This is a genomic window from Luteimonas colneyensis, assembly GCF_014836665.1.
GTDB classification, from domain to species: Bacteria; Pseudomonadota; Gammaproteobacteria; order Xanthomonadales; family Xanthomonadaceae; genus Luteimonas; species Luteimonas colneyensis.
In genome coordinates this window covers 155,950-172,821 of the sequence record NZ_JACSQJ010000002.1, presented here as the reverse complement: position 1 = coordinate 172,821, position 16,872 = coordinate 155,950, and the positions used below count along the sequence as shown (strand labels likewise).

Genomic DNA, 16,872 nt, shown 5'->3' with positions numbered 1-16,872 from the left:
CCCTGCCTCCCGGGAGTCAGGCCTGGCCGGGATGCCGCTCCAGCCACTTCGCCAGCTGCTCGCGGTAGTACTGCAGCTCTTCGGCGTAGCTGTCGTTGATACAGGGATCGCAGCCGCTGTCGCAGCAGTCGCTGGGCAGGGGCGCTTCCGGGGGCACCGGGCGCGGGTCGTCCGCGTCGGGGGAGAGTTCGGCCAAGGGCTGGAAAGTCGTGGTCATCGCATGGACAGGATGGGGACGGTGCGCAGGCTTTCAAAACGGCGATTGTGACGGCGGTCTGGTTGCTACACTTCTCCGGTCGACCTGGACAGGGGTGCGTTGACAGCATGCCAGGCGTGGAAGCAGCCACCCCGGCCACGAGCGGGTGGCCCGGCGTCTTGCGGGCCTGCGTGCTGGCGTATGCCTTCCTGCTGGTGGCGTTCGCTGCGGGCCCCGCCCGGGCGCTGGACCCGGCGCTGCCGCCCGAACGCTACACGGTGACCCGCTGGAACGCCGACGACGGCCTGCCGCACGGCCAGGTCCATGCCATCAGCCAGGACGGCGACGGCTTCCTGTGGGTCGCGACCTGGGAAGGCACGGTGCGCTTCGACGGGCGCAGCTTCCGCGAGGTCGAAGCGCTGAACCACCCCGATGGACGGCGCCTGGCCTCGCGCCTGCTGCTGCGCGACGGTGACAGCGTGCTGGTGGGCGTCGACCACCTGGGCCTGATGCGCGTACCCGATGGCGGCGAGCCCCGGCCGGCCTGCGCGGCGTTCCCGGAGCTGGATGTGATCCGCGTGGCCCACGCCATCGACGGCGGGCAGTGGGTCGTGGCCCGCGACGGCGCGTACCGGCTGGGACAGGGCGACGACTGTGCCCGCGTCGACGGCGGGGAGGCGCTGGCCGGGCTCCAGCCCACTGCGCTGCTGGCCCTTGCCGACGGCAGCCTGCTGGCGGGCAACCGGCATGGCCTGTACCGCTGGCACGGGGGCCGGCTTGAATCGTGGGGCGAGCGGCTGGGCCTGCCCGAGGGCGAAGTCCGCGGCCTGCAGCAGTCGCGTGACGGCGCCCTCTGGATCGCGGGCGAGCAAGGGGTGTGGCGGCTGCGAGGGGAGCGCCTGGAGCGGCTGCGCCCCGGTGCGGCCGAAGGGCTGCTCGAGGACCGGCAGGGCGCGCTCTGGGTGGCGGCCACCGACAGCACGCTGCTGCGCTACTGGCAGGGCCGGTGGCAGCAGCTGGACCGGCGCCACGGCATCGAGGGCTTCGCCTCGGGCGCGCTGTTCGAAGGGCGCGAAGGGCTGGTCTGGATGGGCACCACCCACGGCCTGTTCCGCGTCGGTGACGGTCCGGTCTGGGGCCTCGGCAAGGAGCAGGGGCTGCGCAACGACTTCGTGCGAAGCCTGGTGGAGACCGCCGACGGCCAGGTCTGGGTCGGACATTCCGGGGGCCTGAGCCGGGTGCGCGACGGCCAGGTCGAGGTCCTGATGCCGCGGCCGGGCCTGCCCTCGGCCTCGGTGCTGGCGCTGGCGCTGGCCGCCGATGGCGGGGTCTGGGCCGGGACCTACAACCGCGGCGTGATCCACGTCGGCGCCTCCGCGCAGGCGCCGGCGCGTCCGCTGGCGCCGGAGGACAGCCTGCTCGCCACCGAACAGGTACGCGCCCTGCTGGAGGATCCCGACGGAACGCTCTGGATCGGCACCGAGCGCGGGCTCAAGGCCTGGCGCGGCGGGCAGCGAGTCGATGAGCCGCTGCCCGGACTGCCGGCGCTGCCGGTGCGCGCCCTGCATCTCGCCGGCGATGGCAGGCTCTGGATCGGCTTCATGGGCGGCCTTGCGTTCCGCGAGCCGGACGGGCGCGTGGTGGTGCTGGCGCCGGAGGTCGATTTCCCGGGGCTGTCCGCGATGGACTTCCTGTCCGATCCCGACGGCACCCTGTGGATCGCCAGCGACCGCGGCGTGCTGCGAAATCGCAATGGCGCATTCGTCCTCTATGGCCGACGGCAGGGGCTGACCGGGAGCGCGCTGTTCCGCATCCTCCCCGACGGTTTCGGCAATCTCTGGGTCAGCAGCAACGAGGGCGTGTCGCGGATCCCGCGCGCGGCGTTCGAAGCGGTCGACCGCGGTGAAGCGGAGCTGCTGGATATCCAGTCCTTCTCCCGCGACGACGGCATGCCCAGCCGGCAGTCGAACGGCGGCAGTTCGCCGGCCGGCTGGCGGATGGCCAGCGGCGAGCTGTGGATGCCCACCGCCGCCGGGATCGCCGTGTTCGATCCGGCCCGCCTGGTGGAGGCGGCCGTGGGCGAGGTGTCGCTCGTGATCGACCGGGTCACCGTGGACGGCGTGGCGGGAACGGAGGTGCCGCCGGGCGCGCGCGTGGTGATCCAGTTCACCGGCGTCAGCCAGCGCAGCCCGAACAGCCTGCGCTACCGCTACCGGATGCACGGCGTCGACCATGACTGGATCGAGGCCCGCCAGTCCGGCGAGGTGACCTACACCCACCTGCCGCCGGGAAGCGCGCGCTTCGAAGTGCAGGTCGCGCGGGCGCCGGCGGACTGGTCGCGGCCGGCCGGCGAGGCCCGGGTGGACCTGCAGGTCGCGACGCCGTGGTGGGAGCGCACGCCGGTGCGCCTGCTGGGCGTGTCCGCGCTGGCGCTGCTGCTGGCCGGGCTGTACGCATGGCTGAGCCGCCGCCAGCGCCACCGCCAGCGGCGACTGGAGTCGATGGTCGCGCAGCGCACCGAGGAGCTGCGCGAGAAGAACGCCGAGCTCGAGCAGGCCTCGCGCGAACGCGAGCAGCTGATGAAGCAGTTGGCCCACCAGGCCCACCACGATGCCCTGACCGGCCTGCCCAACCGCCGCGCCTGCGACCTGCGCCTGGAGGCCGCGGTGGCGCACGCCGACGCCAACGGCGGGCCCCTGTGCGTGGCGCTGCTCGACGTCGACCGCTTCAAGGCCATCAACGACCGCCACGGGCACCAGGCCGGAGACCAGGTGCTGGCGCAGGTCGGCGAGCGGCTGCTGTACTCGCTGCGGCAGCCGTCGGTGTTCGTCGCGCGCACCGGCGGCGAGGAGTTCCTGGTGGTGCTCGAGGGCATGGCCCTCGGCGAGGCCCTGCCCAAGCTGGAACAGGCGCGCATGGCGATCGCCGCGATGCGGCTCGACGCGCCCGGCGACGGCCTGGCCTGCACCATCAGCGCGGGCCTGGTGCAGCGGGCCGGGGACGAGCAGCCCGACGACCTGCTGCGGCGTGCGGACGTGTGCCTGTACGAGGCCAAGCGCCGCGGCAGGGACCGGGTCGTCGCGAACTGACGCGGCCCCCGGCCGGGGGGCGGGGGCCCGGGCCTGGCTCAGCCCCCCTTCGCGCGTGCGAAGGCCTCCGCGAGTGCATTGTTGGCGGGCGCCGCGCCGGTGCGCGCGGGCTGGCCGCCGCCGCGGGGCGCGGGACCGCCACGGTGCTGGCCGCCGCTGCCCCGACCGCCGCGCGGGCCGCCGTCGCGCCGTGCCTCCTGGCGCTCCTCGCGCGACGCCGGCGTGTCGTCCAGGCGCCGCGTCAGCGCGATGCGCTTGCGCGCCACGTCGACCTCCAGCACCTTCACCTTGACGATGTCGCCGGCCTTCACCACCTCGCGCGGATCCTTGACGTAGCGGTCCGACAGCGCGGAGATGTGGACCAGGCCGTCCTGGTGCACGCCGATGTCGACGAAGGCACCGAAGGCCGCGACGTTGCTGACCACGCCCTCCAGGACCATGCCCTCGCGCAGGTCCTTGATGTCCTCCACGCCGTCGGCGAACTTCGCCGCCTTGAACTCGGGACGCGGGTCGCGGCCGGGCTTCTCGAGTTCGGCGAGGATGTCGCGCACGGTCGGCTCGCCGAAGCGCTCGTCGACGTAGTCGCGGGCCTTGAGCGAACGCACGAAGCCGCCATCGCCCACCAGGGCCTGGATCGGCCTGCCGGTGGCGGCGACGATGCGCTCGACCACCGGATAGGCCTCCGGATGCACCGCCGAGGCGTCCAGCGGCTCTTCGCCATCGGCGATGCGCAGGAAGCCCGCGCACTGTTCGAAGGTCTTCTCGCCCAGGCGCGGCACCTTCAGCAGGTCCTTGCGGCGCTTGAACGGCCCGTTGGCGTCGCGGTGTGCGACGATGTTCGCCGCCACCGTCGACGACAGCCCGGACACGCGCGACAGCAGCGCGCCGGATGCGGTGTTGACGTGCACGCCGACCGCGTTCACGCAGTCCTCGACGCGTGCGTCGAGCGCGCGCGCGAGCTTGAACTGGTCGACGTCGTGCTGGTACTGGCCGACGCCGATCGCCTTCGGCTCGATCTTCACCAGTTCGGCCAGCGGATCCTGCAGCCGGCGGGCGATGGACACCGCGCCGCGCAGCGAGACGTCGAGGCCGGGGAACTCCTTCGCGGCCAGCTCGGACGCCGAGTACACCGAGGCGCCGGCCTCGCTGACCACGATCTTCTGCATCGCCAGCTCGGGCGCGAGCTTCAGCAGTTCGCCGGCCAGGCGGTCGGTCTCGCGGCTGGCGGTGCCGTTGCCGATGGCGATGAGTTGCACGCCGTGCGCGCTGCAGAGCTTCTTCAGCGCGGCCAGCGACTGGTCCCACTGCCGGCGCGGCTCGTGCGGATAGATGGTGTCGGTGGCGACCAGCTTGCCGGTGGCGTCGACCACGGCCAGCTTCACCCCGGTGCGCAGGCCCGGGTCGAGGCCGAGCACGGCCTTCGGGCCGGCAGGCGCGGCCAGCAGCAGGTCCTTGAGGTTGTCGCCGAACACCGCGATCGCCTCGGCTTCGGCCTGCTCGCGGGCCTGCGCGAACAGGTCCAGCATCAGGTGCAGCTGCAGCTTGGCGCGCCAGGCCAGGCGGCAGGCGTTGAGCAGCCAGGCGTCGGCGGGGCGGCCGGCGGCGCGGATGCCGGCGTGCAGCGCGATCCGGCCCTCGGCATAGGCGTTGCCGGCGTCGACGTCGGCGCCGGGCTCGAGCTCGAGCTGCAGGAATTCCTCGCGGCGGCCGCGGAACAGGGCCAGCAGGCGGTGCGAGGGAATCTTCGCCAGCGGCTCGGCGTGGTCGAAGTAGTCCTGGAACTTCTCGCCCGCGGCCTCCTTGCCCTCGGCCACCTTCGAGCGGATCACGCCCTCGCGCGCCAGCCATTCGCGCAGCTCACCGATCAGCGCCGCGTCCTCGCCCCAACGCTCGAGCAGGATCGCGCGCGCGCCCTCCAGCGCGGCCTTCGCGTCGGCCACGCCCTTCTCCGCGTCGACGAAGCCGGCCGCGAACTCCTCGGGCACCAGCGCGGGATCGGCCAGCAGGCCGTCGGCCAGCGGCTCCAGCCCGGCCTCGCGCGCGATCTGGGCGCGGGTGCGGCGCTTCTGCTTGTACGGCAGGTAGAGGTCTTCCAGGCGCGACTTGCTGTCGGCGGCCTCGATGTCGGCGCGCAGCTCGTCGGTCAGCTTGCCCTGCTCGTCGATGCTGGCGAGGATCGCGCCGCGCCGGTCTTCCAGTTCGCGCAGGTAGGACAGGCGGGTCTCGAGGTCGCGCAGCTGGGTGTCGTCCAGGCCGCCGGTGACTTCCTTGCGGTAGCGGGCGATGAAGGGCACGGTCGCGCCTTCGTCGAGCAGGCCCACGGCCGATTCGACCTGGCTGCGCTGGGCGCCGATCTCGTCGGCGATGGTCTGGGCGATCTTGCGCGCGAGCGCGGGGGAGACTTCGGGCATCAGGGAGCTTGCGTCATGCGGCGGATGCCGCGGAGCCGCCGATTGTCGCCCCGCGTGCCGGCGTGCGGTACCCGTTGACAGCGCGGCGGGGCCGCGTCAGGCGGGTGCCGGCAGCGCATGGCCGCTCCTACATGCGGCGCGTGGCCTTCGCAGCACCGGTCCGGCGCCGCCACGGCAGCGGGATGCCGAACAGCATCAGCGCCGCCCAAGCGATGCGGCTGGACGGGGTTTCCCGATCGGGCGGCTGCAGCGCGCCGTCGTCGCGGTCGCCGCGCAGCTCCGCCTCGTCGTCGACGAGCGCATATTCACCAGCCTCCAGCGCCGCCAGCACCCGCCGCGCATGGATCGCCTGCGCCTCGGGCACGCGCAGCCGGATGCCGCCGATGGCCAGCCGCCACTCCCAGTTGGCGATCGCCGTGCCGATGTCGTCCAGGCGCGCGGGGATGCCCTCGGCCTGCAGCAGGCCGAGCGCGAGCTGCGCTTCCATCGGATCGGAGTAGGCGGCGACGGTGGTGAACATGGTCGCCGCCACGGTACGCTGCGGCCATGCGCACCGCCATCCTTGCCCTTGCCGTGCTGGGCCTCGCCACCGGCTGCGGCGGCGAGGCGCCGGCGCCCGGCGTCGACGCCCCCGCCAGCGCCATGGCCGATCCCATGGCCGAACGCGTGGTTGCCGAGTGGCCGCTGCCGGCGATGCTGCCCGGCTCCGCGCTGCCCGACCTGGTCGCCGTGGAGGGCGGCAAGCTGCTGCTGTCGTGGACCAACTCGCAGCCCGGGCGCCGACACATCTTCCAGTTCTCCAGCTACGACCTCGCCGGCGCGCGCTGGGAAACCGCGCCGACCACCATCGCGGTCGGCAACAGCATGTTCGTCAACTGGGCCGACACCCCGCACATCATGGCCACCGCCGACGGCGCGCTGTGGGCGCACTGGCTGCAGAAGAACGGCGAGGCGCCCTATGCCTATGACGTGGTGCTCGCGGTCTCGCGCGACGGCGGCCGGCGCTGGAGCGAGCCGGTGCGTCCGCACGCCGACGGCACGCAGACCGAACACGGCTTCGTCTCGATGTGGCCGCGGCCGGGCGGCGGCCTCGGCATCGCCTGGCTGGACGGACGCAACACCGCGGGTGCACACGAGGCGGCGGTGGACGTCGCAACGGGCCACGGTGGGGCTGCGGCGGGCGGTTCCGCCGATGACGCCGGCGGATCATCGGTGCAGCAGGGCGAGACCAGTGCGCACGGCGGCGGCGCGCACGGTGCCGCCGGCGCGATGACCCTGCGCGCCGCCGGTTTCGACGCCGCGCTGCGCGGCAGCGGCGAGGTCGAGATCGACGCCAGCGTCTGCGACTGCTGCCAGACCAGCGCCGCGGTCACCGCGCGCGGGCCGCTGCTGGTCTATCGCGGGCGGGCCGAGGGCGAGGTGCGCGACATCATGGCCACGCGCCTGGACGGCGAGGCCTGGACCGCGCCGGCGCCGGTGCACGCCGACGGCTGGGTGATGCCGGCCTGCCCGGTCAACGGGCCGGCGGTGGCGGCGCGCGGCGAGTCCGCCGTCGTGGCCTGGTACACGGCCGCCGCCGGCGACGTGCCCGAGGTGCGCGTGGCGCACAGCGCGGACGCGGGCGACAGCTTCGCCGCGCCGGTGGTGATCGATGCCGGCGAGGCGGTGCACGGCCGCGTCGCCGTGGCCCTGGACGAGTCCCAGGCCTGGATTGTGTGGCTGCGCGAGGACGGCGACGGCCAGTCGCTGTGGCTGTCGCGGCGCTCGCCGGAGCTGGCGACCGAGTACCAGCGGCTCGAGGTCGCGCGCCTTGCCGGCCGCGGCCGCGGCACCGGTTTCCCGCAGCTGGCCGTGGCCGGCGGCGTCGCCCACCTGGTCTGGACCGACGTCGAGGACGGCGTCGCCAGCCTGCGCAGCGCGCGCATCGTCCCGGCGCGATAGCGCGCGCCGCGTCCCGCCAACCGTCGCCCATCGCCCATCGCCGATCGCCGCCGATCGCTCGTCACCCATCGTCGATCCCTGTGGGAGCAGCTACAGCTGCGACCGGACTCACCGGCAGTCGCGGTCGCAGCTGTAGCTGCTCCTACAAGGGGTGCGTGCGCAGGTGCTCGTGCTCAGCGCTCGTGGCGGTAGTTGATCGAGCCGCGGCTCTCCAGCGTGCTCGACTCGATCTCGACGTCGAAGCCCTTGCGCAGCAGGTACTTCAGCGTCAGCACCTGGCCGGTGCCCAGCAGGGATACGCCGAAGCCGACGTAGAGACGCGGCGACAGCTGCTTGCCGATCCCGAACACGCTGCCGCCGAGCGTGCGCGACTCCATCACGCCGGCATCGTCCAGGCCGATGCGCTTGCCGATCTGTCCGGCAAGCAGGCTGCCGCCGGCGTTGAGCGCGGCCGAGGCGGCGTCGATGTCGCTGGCCTGGCGGCCGCTGAGGCTGGACAGCGGGCGGCCGAGCGCGAGCAGGGCCAGCGCTTCCGATTCATCGCTGGCCGGGTCGGTCCACACCTGCGCGCGCGGCGCCGAGGCGCGGCCGCCGACGTCGATGCCGGCGGTGACGTCGCCGACGCGGCGCTCGGCGCGGATGTCGAGCAGCGGATCGGACACCGGCGTGTTCGACCACGACAGCCGCCCGCGGGTGATCGCGAGCTCCTGGCCGTAGGCCTCGTAGCGGCCGCCGACCTCGAGCAGGCCGTGCCCGGTCATCTCGCGGCCGGCGCGCGACAGCACGCGCAGCTCGCCGGTCAGCTCGCCCTCCAGCCCGAAGCCGTTGAGGTGCACGTCGTCGCCCATCGCGAGCGTCAGGTCGAGCTCCATCGGCATCGACGGCCCCTCCTCGGGATCCACCGGATCCAGCACCACCACGTCGGGCGAGGCGGAGACGCCGTCGCTCAGGCGCTCCAGGTCCATGCGCGCGCTCGGCACCAGCACGCGCCCTGCGACCTGCAGCGGACGGCCGGCGGCGTAGCGCACCTCGATGTCGGGACTGGCGACGGCGCGCAGGTCGCGGGTGTCGGACACCAGCACGTCGTTGCCGCTCACGCGCAGCTGCAGCGGTGCGCCCGGGCTGCGCCAGCCGAGGCTGCCGTCGATCGCCAGCCGGCCCTCGCCGCCGGTGCCGAGGCTGCCGCTGATGCGGGCGTCGCCGTCGGGCCGGGCGTCCAGCCGCGCCTGGCCATCGACGATCGCGATCGCCAGCGACGGGATCTCGGCCGCGAAATCCGACAGCGCCGCGTAGCCGCCCAGCGCCGGCGCCGCGCGCGTGCCCGACAGGCTGACGTCGGCATCCAGGCGCCCGGTGGGCGAGACGATGTCGGGCGAGAACAGCTCCAGCCAGGTCAGCTCGCTGGTGGCCGCGGTCACTTCGCCTTGCAGCGGCGCGTACGCGTCCCAGCCGGTGCGCAGGCGCGCGGCGATGCGGCCGTTGCCGTTGAAGCCCAGCCCGAGGCTGGCGTCGATGCGGTTGGCGTCGAACACCGCGTCCAGCGCGAGGCCGCTGTAGGACAGCACGTTGCGGCGCGAGCGCGGGCTGGTGCGCAGCGCGCCGTCGCTGGAGGCGACGTTGAAGTGCCCCTGCCAGGCCCGGCCCGCGGGCCGCAGGCGGGCGTCGATGTCGATGCTGCCGTCCAGGTGCCAGGGCCGCCCGCTGTCCTGCGTCGGCAGGTAGGGGCCGACCAGGGCCAGCGGCAGGTCCTCGCCGTCGATGTCGAGGCCCTGCCGCGGCCAGTCGGCGCTGGCGCAGAGGTGGCCGCCGACGTCGGAATCCAGGCAGGCCGGCGACAGCGTGAAGCCGCCGGCGGTCTGTGCGAACACCGCCGCCGATTCCAGGCGCCAGGAGGCGCCGACCGCGGGCGCGGCCTGCAGCGCGGCGAGCGTGCCCTGCCAGCGACCGTTGGCGCCGCGCTGCGCGCTGCCCGAAAGCGAGGCGCTGCCGATGTCGCCGCGCGCGCTGGCGTCGAAGCGCAGGTCCTCCACCGCGCCGCGCGCCTGCACCGACAGCGTGTCCAGCGCGATCCCGGCCTGCACGCCGCCGGCGTCGACCTGGAGTTCGCCGCCACCGCCGCGCCAGGGCAGCTGTCCGCGCAGCTGCAGGCGCTCGGCCGCGTAGGCGCCGTAACGCAGGCCGGCGCCGGCGAGATCGGCGCGCAGGTCCGGGCTGTCGCGGCCACCGGCCACGGCCAGGCGGCCGTCGAGCCGGCCCGCGGCGCCGGGCAGCAGGTCGTCCAGGCGCAGCGGATCCAGCGAGGCCTGGATGTCGATGCGGTCGTCGACGCGGCCGCGGGCGTCGATGCGGCTCTGGCCGATCGACAGCGCCGCGTCGCCCTCGAAGCTCGCAGCGTCGGTGCCGCCGGGCGTGGCGCCGCGCATGGCGAAGCCGGCGCGGCCGCCGAGCGCGCGCCCGCGCAGGCGCCCGCCCAGGTCTTCGATGTCGGCGCGCAGGTCGAGGCCGCCGTCGTCGCGGGTGCCGCCGGTGGTGGCGATGCGTCCGTCGATGGCGCCGTCGAAGCCCGGCGCGAAGTAGCCGGGATCAAAGCCGGTCAGCGCGGCGTTGAACTCCCAGGCCAGGGCCGGCGCCCAGGTGACGTGCCCGCTGCCGTCCAGGCGCCCGGTCGGCGTGCTTGCGACCAGGCTGCCGATGTCGATGCGTTCCTGGTTGCCGCGACCCCTGAGTTCGACCTCGGCGCGGTCGCCGCCGCGCTCCAGCCGCGCCTCGCCGACGATCGCCCAGAGCGCCGCGGTGCCGGCGATGCCGAGGTCGGCGTCGGCGCGAACCCTGGCCGAAGGGTCGGGCGCGGCGCCGTCCGCGGGCGTCGGCGCCCAGGCCAGGTCGCGGGCGACCACGGCGTAGCGCAGGTCGGCGGCGCGGGGATCGGCGAAGTCGCCGCGGCCGGTGACGGTGACGCGGCCCTCGAGCAGGTCGACCACCAGCGGATCGAACTCCAGCACCTGCTCCTCGAGGATGGCGGCGGACGGCTGGATGGTGGCCTGCAGCTCGCCGTAGGCCAGCTCGCCCTGCAGCTGCGCGCGCCCGCCAGTGCCGTGCGCGGCCAGGTCGAAGGCGACGGGCGTGCCGGGCTCGCCCAGCCCCGCGAGCAGGGCCGGGTCCAGGGCTTCGCTCGCCGCGCTGAAGGTCCATTCCGGCGCGCCGGCACCGCGCAGGCCGATGTGTGCCCGCACGGGTGCCGGCACGTGCCCCGACAGCGCCACGTCCAGCGCCGAGACGTCGCCGCGCGCCACCAGGCCCAGGCGCGGCCGGGTGCTGCCGGGCGGGGCGGGCAACAGCGCCGAGGCGGTGAGGTCCATGCGGTAGTCGTCGGCGGGGGCGTATTCGCCGTCGACGAGCAGGTCGCCGCGGTCGCTGTGCACCAGCACCCGGCGCAGCCGCAGCAGGCCGCGCTGCGCCTCCATGCCGCCGCGGACGTCGGCGATGTCGATCATCGGTTCGCCGCCGCGCAGCACGCGGAAGCCGTCGATCTCGATCGCGTCCGCCTGCAGGCCCAGCGGCGGCTCGATCCGCGGCAGCACCTCGGGCCAGCGCGGCAGCGAGAACGGTTCGCCGTCGTCGGACGGCGGCAGTTCCAGCAGCGCGCCCTCCACCTGCGCGGCGTCCAGGCGCAGGGTGCGCCCGAGCAGCGGCCGCAGCGCCGGATCCAGGGTGACCCGCTTCGCGCTGAAGCGCAGCGTGTTGGGCGCGGCGCACTGGCCGTAGGGCACCGGCTGGTCGTCGGCCTCGGGGCAGACCTGCTGCTGGAACACCACGTCGTGCAGCGTCAGCGGGCCCGAGGCCGGGCCTTCGGCCTCGCGCCATTCCAGCGTGGTGCCGGCGGGCAGCCGCGCCACCACCTGTCCCAGCAGGAAGTCGCGGCCGCCGAGCGTGCCCAGCAGCCACCAGCCTGCGACCAGCAGCAGCGCCACCAGCACGGTGGTGCCGGCCGCGCTGCGCAGGGCCAGCGTGCGCATGCGCGCCTTGCGACGCGCGCGCAGCTCGCGGATGCGCTGCTCGCGCTCTTCCGGGCTGACGTCGGCGGGGACGGGCGTGCGCGCCATCAGAGGCTGGTGCCGATGTTGAGGTGCAGGGTGAAGGGCGAATCCGGGTCGTCCAGGCCGCGCGCGACGTCCAGCCGCAGCGGGCCCACCGGGGTCTGCCAGCGCAGGCCGACGCCGACGCCGGTGCGCAGCTCCGGCGAGCCGTCGAAGGCGCTGCCGGTGTCGACGAAGGCCGCCATGCCCCAGGGGCCGCCGCCGAAATAGTGCTCGTACTCGGCGCTCGCGCTGACCACGTGGCGCGCGCCGAGCGCGAAGCCCTTGTCGTTGGCATCGACCACGCGCGGGCCGACCTCGCGCCATTCGTAGCCGCGGATGCTGCCATCGCCGCCGGCGTAGAAGCGCAGGCTGGGCGGCATGTCGACCAGTGCACTAGTCTCGGTGCGGCCCCATTCGCCGCGCAGGATCAGCCGGTCGCTCTCGCCGAAGCCGAGGTACCAGTGCGCGCGCGCGTGCGCCTGGAAGAAGCTGGCCTCCGAGCCCGCGCCCTCCACGCCGCCACGCAGCATCAGGCTGCCGCTGTAGCCGCTGCGCGGGAACAGGGTGTCGTCGAGGTCGACGTAGGTCGCGCGCAGCGAGGGATAGGTGAACGTGGCATAGCGGTAGAGCGCCGGCGTCGACGGATCGCCGTCGTCCTCGTACTCGTAGGCCCAGCGCTCGCGCAGCGCGTGCATCGAGGCCACCAGGTTGAGGTTGCGGCTGTACTGGCCGCTGCGGCTGGCGGCGAACTCGACGCGGCGGCTGTCGATGTAGTCGGTCTGCTCGTCGGCGGCCTGCAGGCCCACCGTGTACCAGCCGTCGAGCCAGCGGAAGGCGGGGATGCGGTACTGCAGCGACAGCGTCTTGCGCTTGCGCGCGTAGTCCACCTGCCACAGCGCCTTGTGGCCGCGGCGGTTGACGTAGCGGCGCTCCTGCCCGAGCCGGATGCCGGCGCCGCTGTCGGTGCCGTAGCTCAGGCCGGCGGTGTAGACGTCGCGCTTGGCGGGGGTGAGCGCGACATCCACCGGCACCCCGCCGTCGACGGCGTCCTCGGGGCGCGGGGTGATGTCGATGCGGCTGAAGTAGTCGAGCCGGGCGAGCGAGGTGCGCAGGCGGTCGAGGCGGCCCTGGTGGTAGTACTCGCCTTCGTCCCAGTACACCAGGCGCTCCAGCAGCGCGGGGTTGACCACCTCGGCCGGCGCCTGCACGAAGCGCGTCGGGCCCATGTCATAGCGTTCGCCGCTGGTCCACACCAGTTCGATGTCGGCGGCCTGCTCGGCGCGCGTCACCGCCACGCGGCGCGCGCTGAAGTCGGCGTCGAAATAGCCGCGCTCGGCGAGGCGGCGGCTGATCCGGGTCTTGCTCGCCTCGTAGGACGGGTGGTGGAGGATGGAGCCTTCGCGCGGGATGAAGTCCTCGAGCTCGTCCTGCAGGTAGCGGTCGTCGTTGCCGTCGCCGAGGATGGCGATGTCGGCGCGGCGCACCCGCACCGGCTCGCCCGGCTCCACCGTGATCACCACCGACACCGGTGCCTGGGCGTCGCCGGCGGCGCGCGCCGTGCTGCCGGCTTCGCGCACCGCCTGCGCGGTCGCCGCTGCGCTGTCCGATGCCTCCTGCTCTTCCTGCGCCGCGGTGTCGAGCACGACGCGGCGGTCGCCCCCGCGCACGCGCTCGACCACGATGCGCGGCGAGTAGTAGCCGAAGGGCTGCAGCGCCTCGCGGGTCTCGTCGCCGGCGGCGCGCATCATGTAGGCGAGCCGGCGCCAGGTCACCTCGCTGCCGATGGCGTCGACCAGCGAGAGCGAGGTACGGACGTTGTCCTCCATCTCCTCGTCGAGGCCGTTGATCTCGACGACGGACACGCTGGCGGCGTGGACGCTGCCGGCGAAGGCGGACAGCAGCAGGACGGCAGCGGCATGGGAGAATGCAGGCATCGCGGCAGGATACCGGCGTTGGGTGCAGGATCCATTAACGGACGCCGGGCTGCGCACCCTTACGCCGACAGTTGCCCCAGCTCCGCCACCGCGCCCAGGCGCTTCGCCAGCCGCTGCAGCAGCGCCAGGCGATTGCCGCGCAGCGCCGGGTCTTCGGCGTTGACCATCACCGCGTCGAAGAAGGCATCGACCTCCGGACGCAGCCGCGCCAGGCGCGCCAGCGCGGCCACGTAGTCGCCGTTCTCCAGCGCCGGGCCGGCGTCGGCCCAGGCGGCCTCGACAGCGGACGCCAGCGCCTGTTCGGCCGGTTCCACCAGCAGCGCCGCGTCGACGTCGTCGCCGACCGGGCCCTCGGCCTTGCGCAGGATGTTGCGGATGCGCTTGTCGGCGGCGGCCAGGGCCTCGGCTTCGGGCAGGCGCGCGAAGCTGGCGATGGCCTCGATGCGGCGGTCGAAGTCGGCGAGCGAGGCCGGGCGCAGCGCCGCCACGGCGTTGAACTGCTGCGCCGGCACGCCGCGGTCGGCGTAGTAGCCGCGCAGGCGCTCGAGGATGAAGTCGTAGAGCTCGCCGGTGTCCTGGTCGAAGCCGGCATTCCACTCGGGAACCTCGCGCATGGTCACCTGCGCGGGCTTTCCGGGGATCCGGGCCATCGCCGACTTCACCGCGTCGATGGCGGCGGCCAGCGAGGCCGGCAGGTCCAGCGCCATCCCGCCCTCGATGATCGTGCGCGCCAGCCCGAGCGCGGCCCGGCGCAGGGCGAAGGGGTCCTTGTTGCCGGTGGGCTTCAGCCCCGCGGCGAAGCCGCCGGCCAGGGTGTCGATGCGCTCGGCCACGGCCAGCAGCCGGCCCAGCGGCGAGGGTGCGATGGCGTCGCCGGCGCCGCGGGGCTGCCAGGCTTCGTCGAGCGCATTGGCCAGGGCCTCGCGGTCCTCGTGCGCGAGTCTGGCGAGCGCCGGGTCCTGGATCGCGTAGTAGCGCCCGGCGATGCCCTGCAGTTCCGGGAACTCGTTGACCATGCGCGACTGCAGGTCGGCCTTGGACAGCAGCGCGGCCTGGCGGGCCAGCGCCGGCGCCACGCCGGCGGCCGGCGCGAGCGTTTCCGCCAGCGTCGCCACGCGCGCGGCCTTGTCGGCCACGCTGCCCAGCCTGGTCTGGTAGGTCACGCCAGCGAGGCCGTCGTTCATCGCCGAGAGGCCCTGCTTCATGTCCTCGACGAAGAAGAACTTGGCGTCGGCGAAGCGCGGGCGGATCACGCGCTCGTAGCCCTTGCGCACTTCGGCCTCGTCGCGGGAGGCGATGTTGGCGACGCCAATGAAGCGCTCGGTCAGCCGCCCTTCGGCGTCGAGCACCGGGAAGAACTTCTGGTTGGCCTCCATCGTCGCCACCAGCGCTTCCTGCGGCACCGCCAGGAACTCCGGCTCGAACGAGCAGGCCACGGCATGCGGCCACTCGACCAGGCACTCCACCTGGGCAAGGTTGCCGGCATCGATGCGGGCGACGCCGCCGCCGGCGCCGGCCGCGGCCTGCACGCCCTGGACGATCGCATCGCGGCGCGCGTCGGGATCGACCAGCACCTTCGCGGCATGCAGTGCCTCGACGTAGTCGCCGGGCGCGCCGATCCAGACCGGCCTGTCGTGCATGAAGCGGTGGCCGCGGCTCATGCGGTCGGAGGCGATGCCGAAGACGGTGGCCGGCACCACGTCGTCGCCGAGCAGCGCGACCAGCCAGTGCACCGGGCGCGCGAAGGCGTGCGCGTGCGCGCCCCAGCGCATCGGCTTGGGGATCGGCATCGCCGCGATGGCCTCGTCGAGCACCGCCTGCAGCAGCTCGCGGGTGGCCGCGCCCGGCTTGACCGAGCGGTGCACGAAGCGTTCGCCCTTCTGGTCGGTCATGCGCTCCAGCGCCGTCCACTCGACGCCGGCCTTCTGCGCGAAGCCCTGCAGCGCACGCGTCGGCTGGCCTTCCGCGTCGAGCGCGATGTGGAGGTAGGGGCCGAGGACCTCGGACGCCTGTTCGGGCTGGGTGGTGGCGACGTCGTCCAGCAGCACCGCCAGGCGCCGCGGCGTGTACAGCGGCCGCGCGCCCTCGGCGAAGGCCACGCCGCGCCGCGACAGCGCGCCCTGCACGCCGTCGAGGAAGGCGCGGGCCAGGCCGGGCAGCGCGTTGACGGGCAGCTCGTCGGTGCCCAGTTCGATCAGGAGCGGAGCGGTGTCGGTCATCGTGGTCCCCGGGTTCAGGCGGCGGTGGCCGGCGCGTTGCGCAGCCCCGGGAAGCCCAGCTTCTCGCGCTGTGCGTAATAGGCTTCGGCGACCGCCTGCGACAGCTTGCGGACCCGCAGGATGTAGCGCTGGCGCTCGGTGACGCTGATCGCGCGGCGGGCGTCGAGCATGTTGAAGCTGTGGCTGGCCTTCATCACCTGCTCGTAGGCGGGCAGCGGCAGGCCGAGTTCGACCAGCGCCATGGCCTCGGCCTCGCAGGCGTCGAAGCGGTGGAACAGCTCCGCCACGTCGGCGTGCTCGAAGTTGTAGGTGCTCTGCTCCACCTCGTTCTGGTGGTAGACGTCGCGGTACGTGACCGGCGTGCCGTCGGGGCCGTGCGTCCACACCAGGTCGAACACGTCGTCGACGTTCTGCAGGTACATGCACAGGCGCTCGAGGCCGTAGGTGATCTCGCCCAGCACCGGGCGGCACTCGAGGCCGCCGGCCTGCTGGAACCAGGTGAACTGGGTCACCTCCATGCCGTTGAGCCAGACCTCCCAGCCCAGGCCCCAGGCGCCGAGCGTCGGCGACTCCCAGTTGTCCTCGACCAGGCGCAGGTCGTGCACCAGCGGATCGACCCCGAGCGCCTTGAGCGAATCGAAGTACAGCTCGACGATGTTGTCGGGGCTGGGCTTCATCACCACCTGGTACTGGTAGTAGCGCTGCAGGCGGTTGGGGTTCTCGCCGTAGCGGCCGTCGGTGGGGCGGCGGCAGGGCTGCACGTAGGCGGCGTTCCACGGCTCCGGGCCGAGCGAGCGCAGGAACGTGGCCGGGTGGAAGGTGCCGGCGCCGACCTCCAGGTCCAGGGGCTGGATGAGCACGCAGCCCTGGGCTGCCCAGAACTCGTTGAGGCGCTGGATCAGCTGCTGGAACGTGGGTGCGGTCATGCGCGTCCGTGCCGCCTGCGCGGCGTGGTCCGAGGGCGGGCTAGTATAGCGGTCGACCCCGCGCGGCCCGCGCCGCG

9 protein-coding genes are annotated in these 16,872 nt (G+C 73.9%); 2 read left to right on the top strand and 7 right to left on the bottom strand.

Annotation, left to right across the window (positions count from 1 at the left end):
• Window positions 1-16 precede the first annotated feature (16 nt).
• Window positions 17-217, bottom strand: coding sequence for an oxidoreductase-like domain-containing protein (locus H9645_RS04870; RefSeq protein WP_191728614.1), 201 nt, complete (start codon window positions 215-217; stop codon window positions 17-19).
• 116 nt (window positions 218-333) lie between these two features.
• Here H9645_RS04870 and H9645_RS14330 point away from each other — a divergent pair, with 116 nt between their 5' ends.
• The gene (locus tag H9645_RS14330; protein WP_191728613.1) at window positions 334-3,285 is read left to right on the top strand and encodes a two-component regulator propeller domain-containing protein; all 2,952 of its coding nucleotides are present in this window, start codon (window positions 334-336) and stop codon (window positions 3,283-3,285) included.
• A 38-nt stretch (window positions 3,286-3,323) separates the two neighbouring features.
• Here the strand turns inward: H9645_RS14330 and H9645_RS04860 are convergent, their stop codons facing one another.
• Both H9645_RS04860 and H9645_RS04855 read right to left on the bottom strand, forming a co-directional pair.
• Window positions 3,324-5,696 (bottom strand): Tex family protein, encoded by a 2,373-nt coding sequence (locus tag H9645_RS04860; protein WP_191728612.1) that lies wholly within the window; start codon window positions 5,694-5,696, stop codon window positions 3,324-3,326.
• A 127-nt stretch (window positions 5,697-5,823) separates the two neighbouring features.
• Window positions 5,824-6,228 (bottom strand): putative signal transducing protein, encoded by a 405-nt coding sequence (locus H9645_RS04855; protein WP_191728611.1) that lies wholly within the window; start codon window positions 6,226-6,228, stop codon window positions 5,824-5,826.
• 14 nt (window positions 6,229-6,242) lie between these two features.
• Between H9645_RS04855 and H9645_RS04850 the strand changes: the two genes are divergently transcribed.
• Window positions 6,243-7,637 carry a sialidase family protein gene (locus tag H9645_RS04850; protein WP_191728610.1) on the top strand — a complete coding sequence of 465 codons (1,395 nt, stop codon included), beginning with the start codon at window positions 6,243-6,245 and terminating at the stop codon, window positions 7,635-7,637.
• Window positions 7,638-7,810: 173 nt separating this feature from the next.
• On the opposite strand, the gene H9645_RS04845 is transcribed toward H9645_RS04850, so the two are convergent.
• From H9645_RS04845 to glyQ, 4 genes are read right to left on the bottom strand one after another with little or no spacing between them, the layout of a single operon-like run.
• Complete coding sequence (locus H9645_RS04845; RefSeq protein ID WP_191728609.1) at window positions 7,811-11,740, bottom strand: translocation/assembly module TamB domain-containing protein; 3,930 nt, start codon at window positions 11,738-11,740, stop codon at window positions 7,811-7,813.
• Window positions 11,740-13,650, bottom strand: a complete 1,911-nt coding sequence (locus H9645_RS04840; RefSeq protein ID WP_225218012.1) for an autotransporter assembly complex protein TamA — start codon at window positions 13,648-13,650, stop codon at window positions 11,740-11,742. Before H9645_RS04840 ends, H9645_RS04845 begins: the two co-directional genes overlap by 1 nt.
• 59 nt (window positions 13,651-13,709) lie before the next feature.
• A complete protein-coding gene (glyS, locus tag H9645_RS04835) occupies window positions 13,710-15,869 on the bottom strand; it encodes a glycine--tRNA ligase subunit beta (RefSeq protein WP_191728608.1) in 2,160 nt (719 codons plus the stop codon).
• Between the two features lie 14 nt (window positions 15,870-15,883).
• On the bottom strand, window positions 15,884-16,795 hold the full coding sequence (gene glyQ / locus H9645_RS04830) for a glycine--tRNA ligase subunit alpha (RefSeq protein WP_191728607.1): 912 nt from the start codon (window positions 16,793-16,795) through the stop codon (window positions 15,884-15,886).
• Between the last annotated feature and the right edge of the window lie 77 nt (window positions 16,796-16,872).

What these genes read in the sequence shown, in the direction of transcription:
- H9645_RS04870 (WP_191728614.1), bottom strand. Translation starts at nt 217, where the DNA reads ATGACCACGACTTTCCAGCCCTTGGCCGAACTCTCCCCCGACGCGGAC.
- H9645_RS04860 (WP_191728612.1), bottom strand. Translation starts at nt 5,696, where the DNA reads ATGCCCGAAGTCTCCCCCGCGCTCGCGCGCAAGATCGCCCAGACCATC.
- H9645_RS04850 (WP_191728610.1), top strand. Translation starts at nt 6,243, where the DNA reads ATGCGCACCGCCATCCTTGCCCTTGCCGTGCTGGGCCTCGCCACCGGC.
- H9645_RS04845 (WP_191728609.1), bottom strand. Translation starts at nt 11,740, where the DNA reads ATGGCGCGCACGCCCGTCCCCGCCGACGTCAGCCCGGAAGAGCGCGAG.
- H9645_RS04840 (WP_225218012.1), bottom strand. Translation starts at nt 13,650, where the DNA reads ATGCCTGCATTCTCCCATGCCGCTGCCGTCCTGCTGCTGTCCGCCTTC.
- glyS (WP_191728608.1), bottom strand. Translation starts at nt 15,869, where the DNA reads ATGACCGACACCGCTCCGCTCCTGATCGAACTGGGCACCGACGAGCTG.
- glyQ (WP_191728607.1), bottom strand. Translation starts at nt 16,795, where the DNA reads ATGACCGCACCCACGTTCCAGCAGCTGATCCAGCGCCTCAACGAGTTC.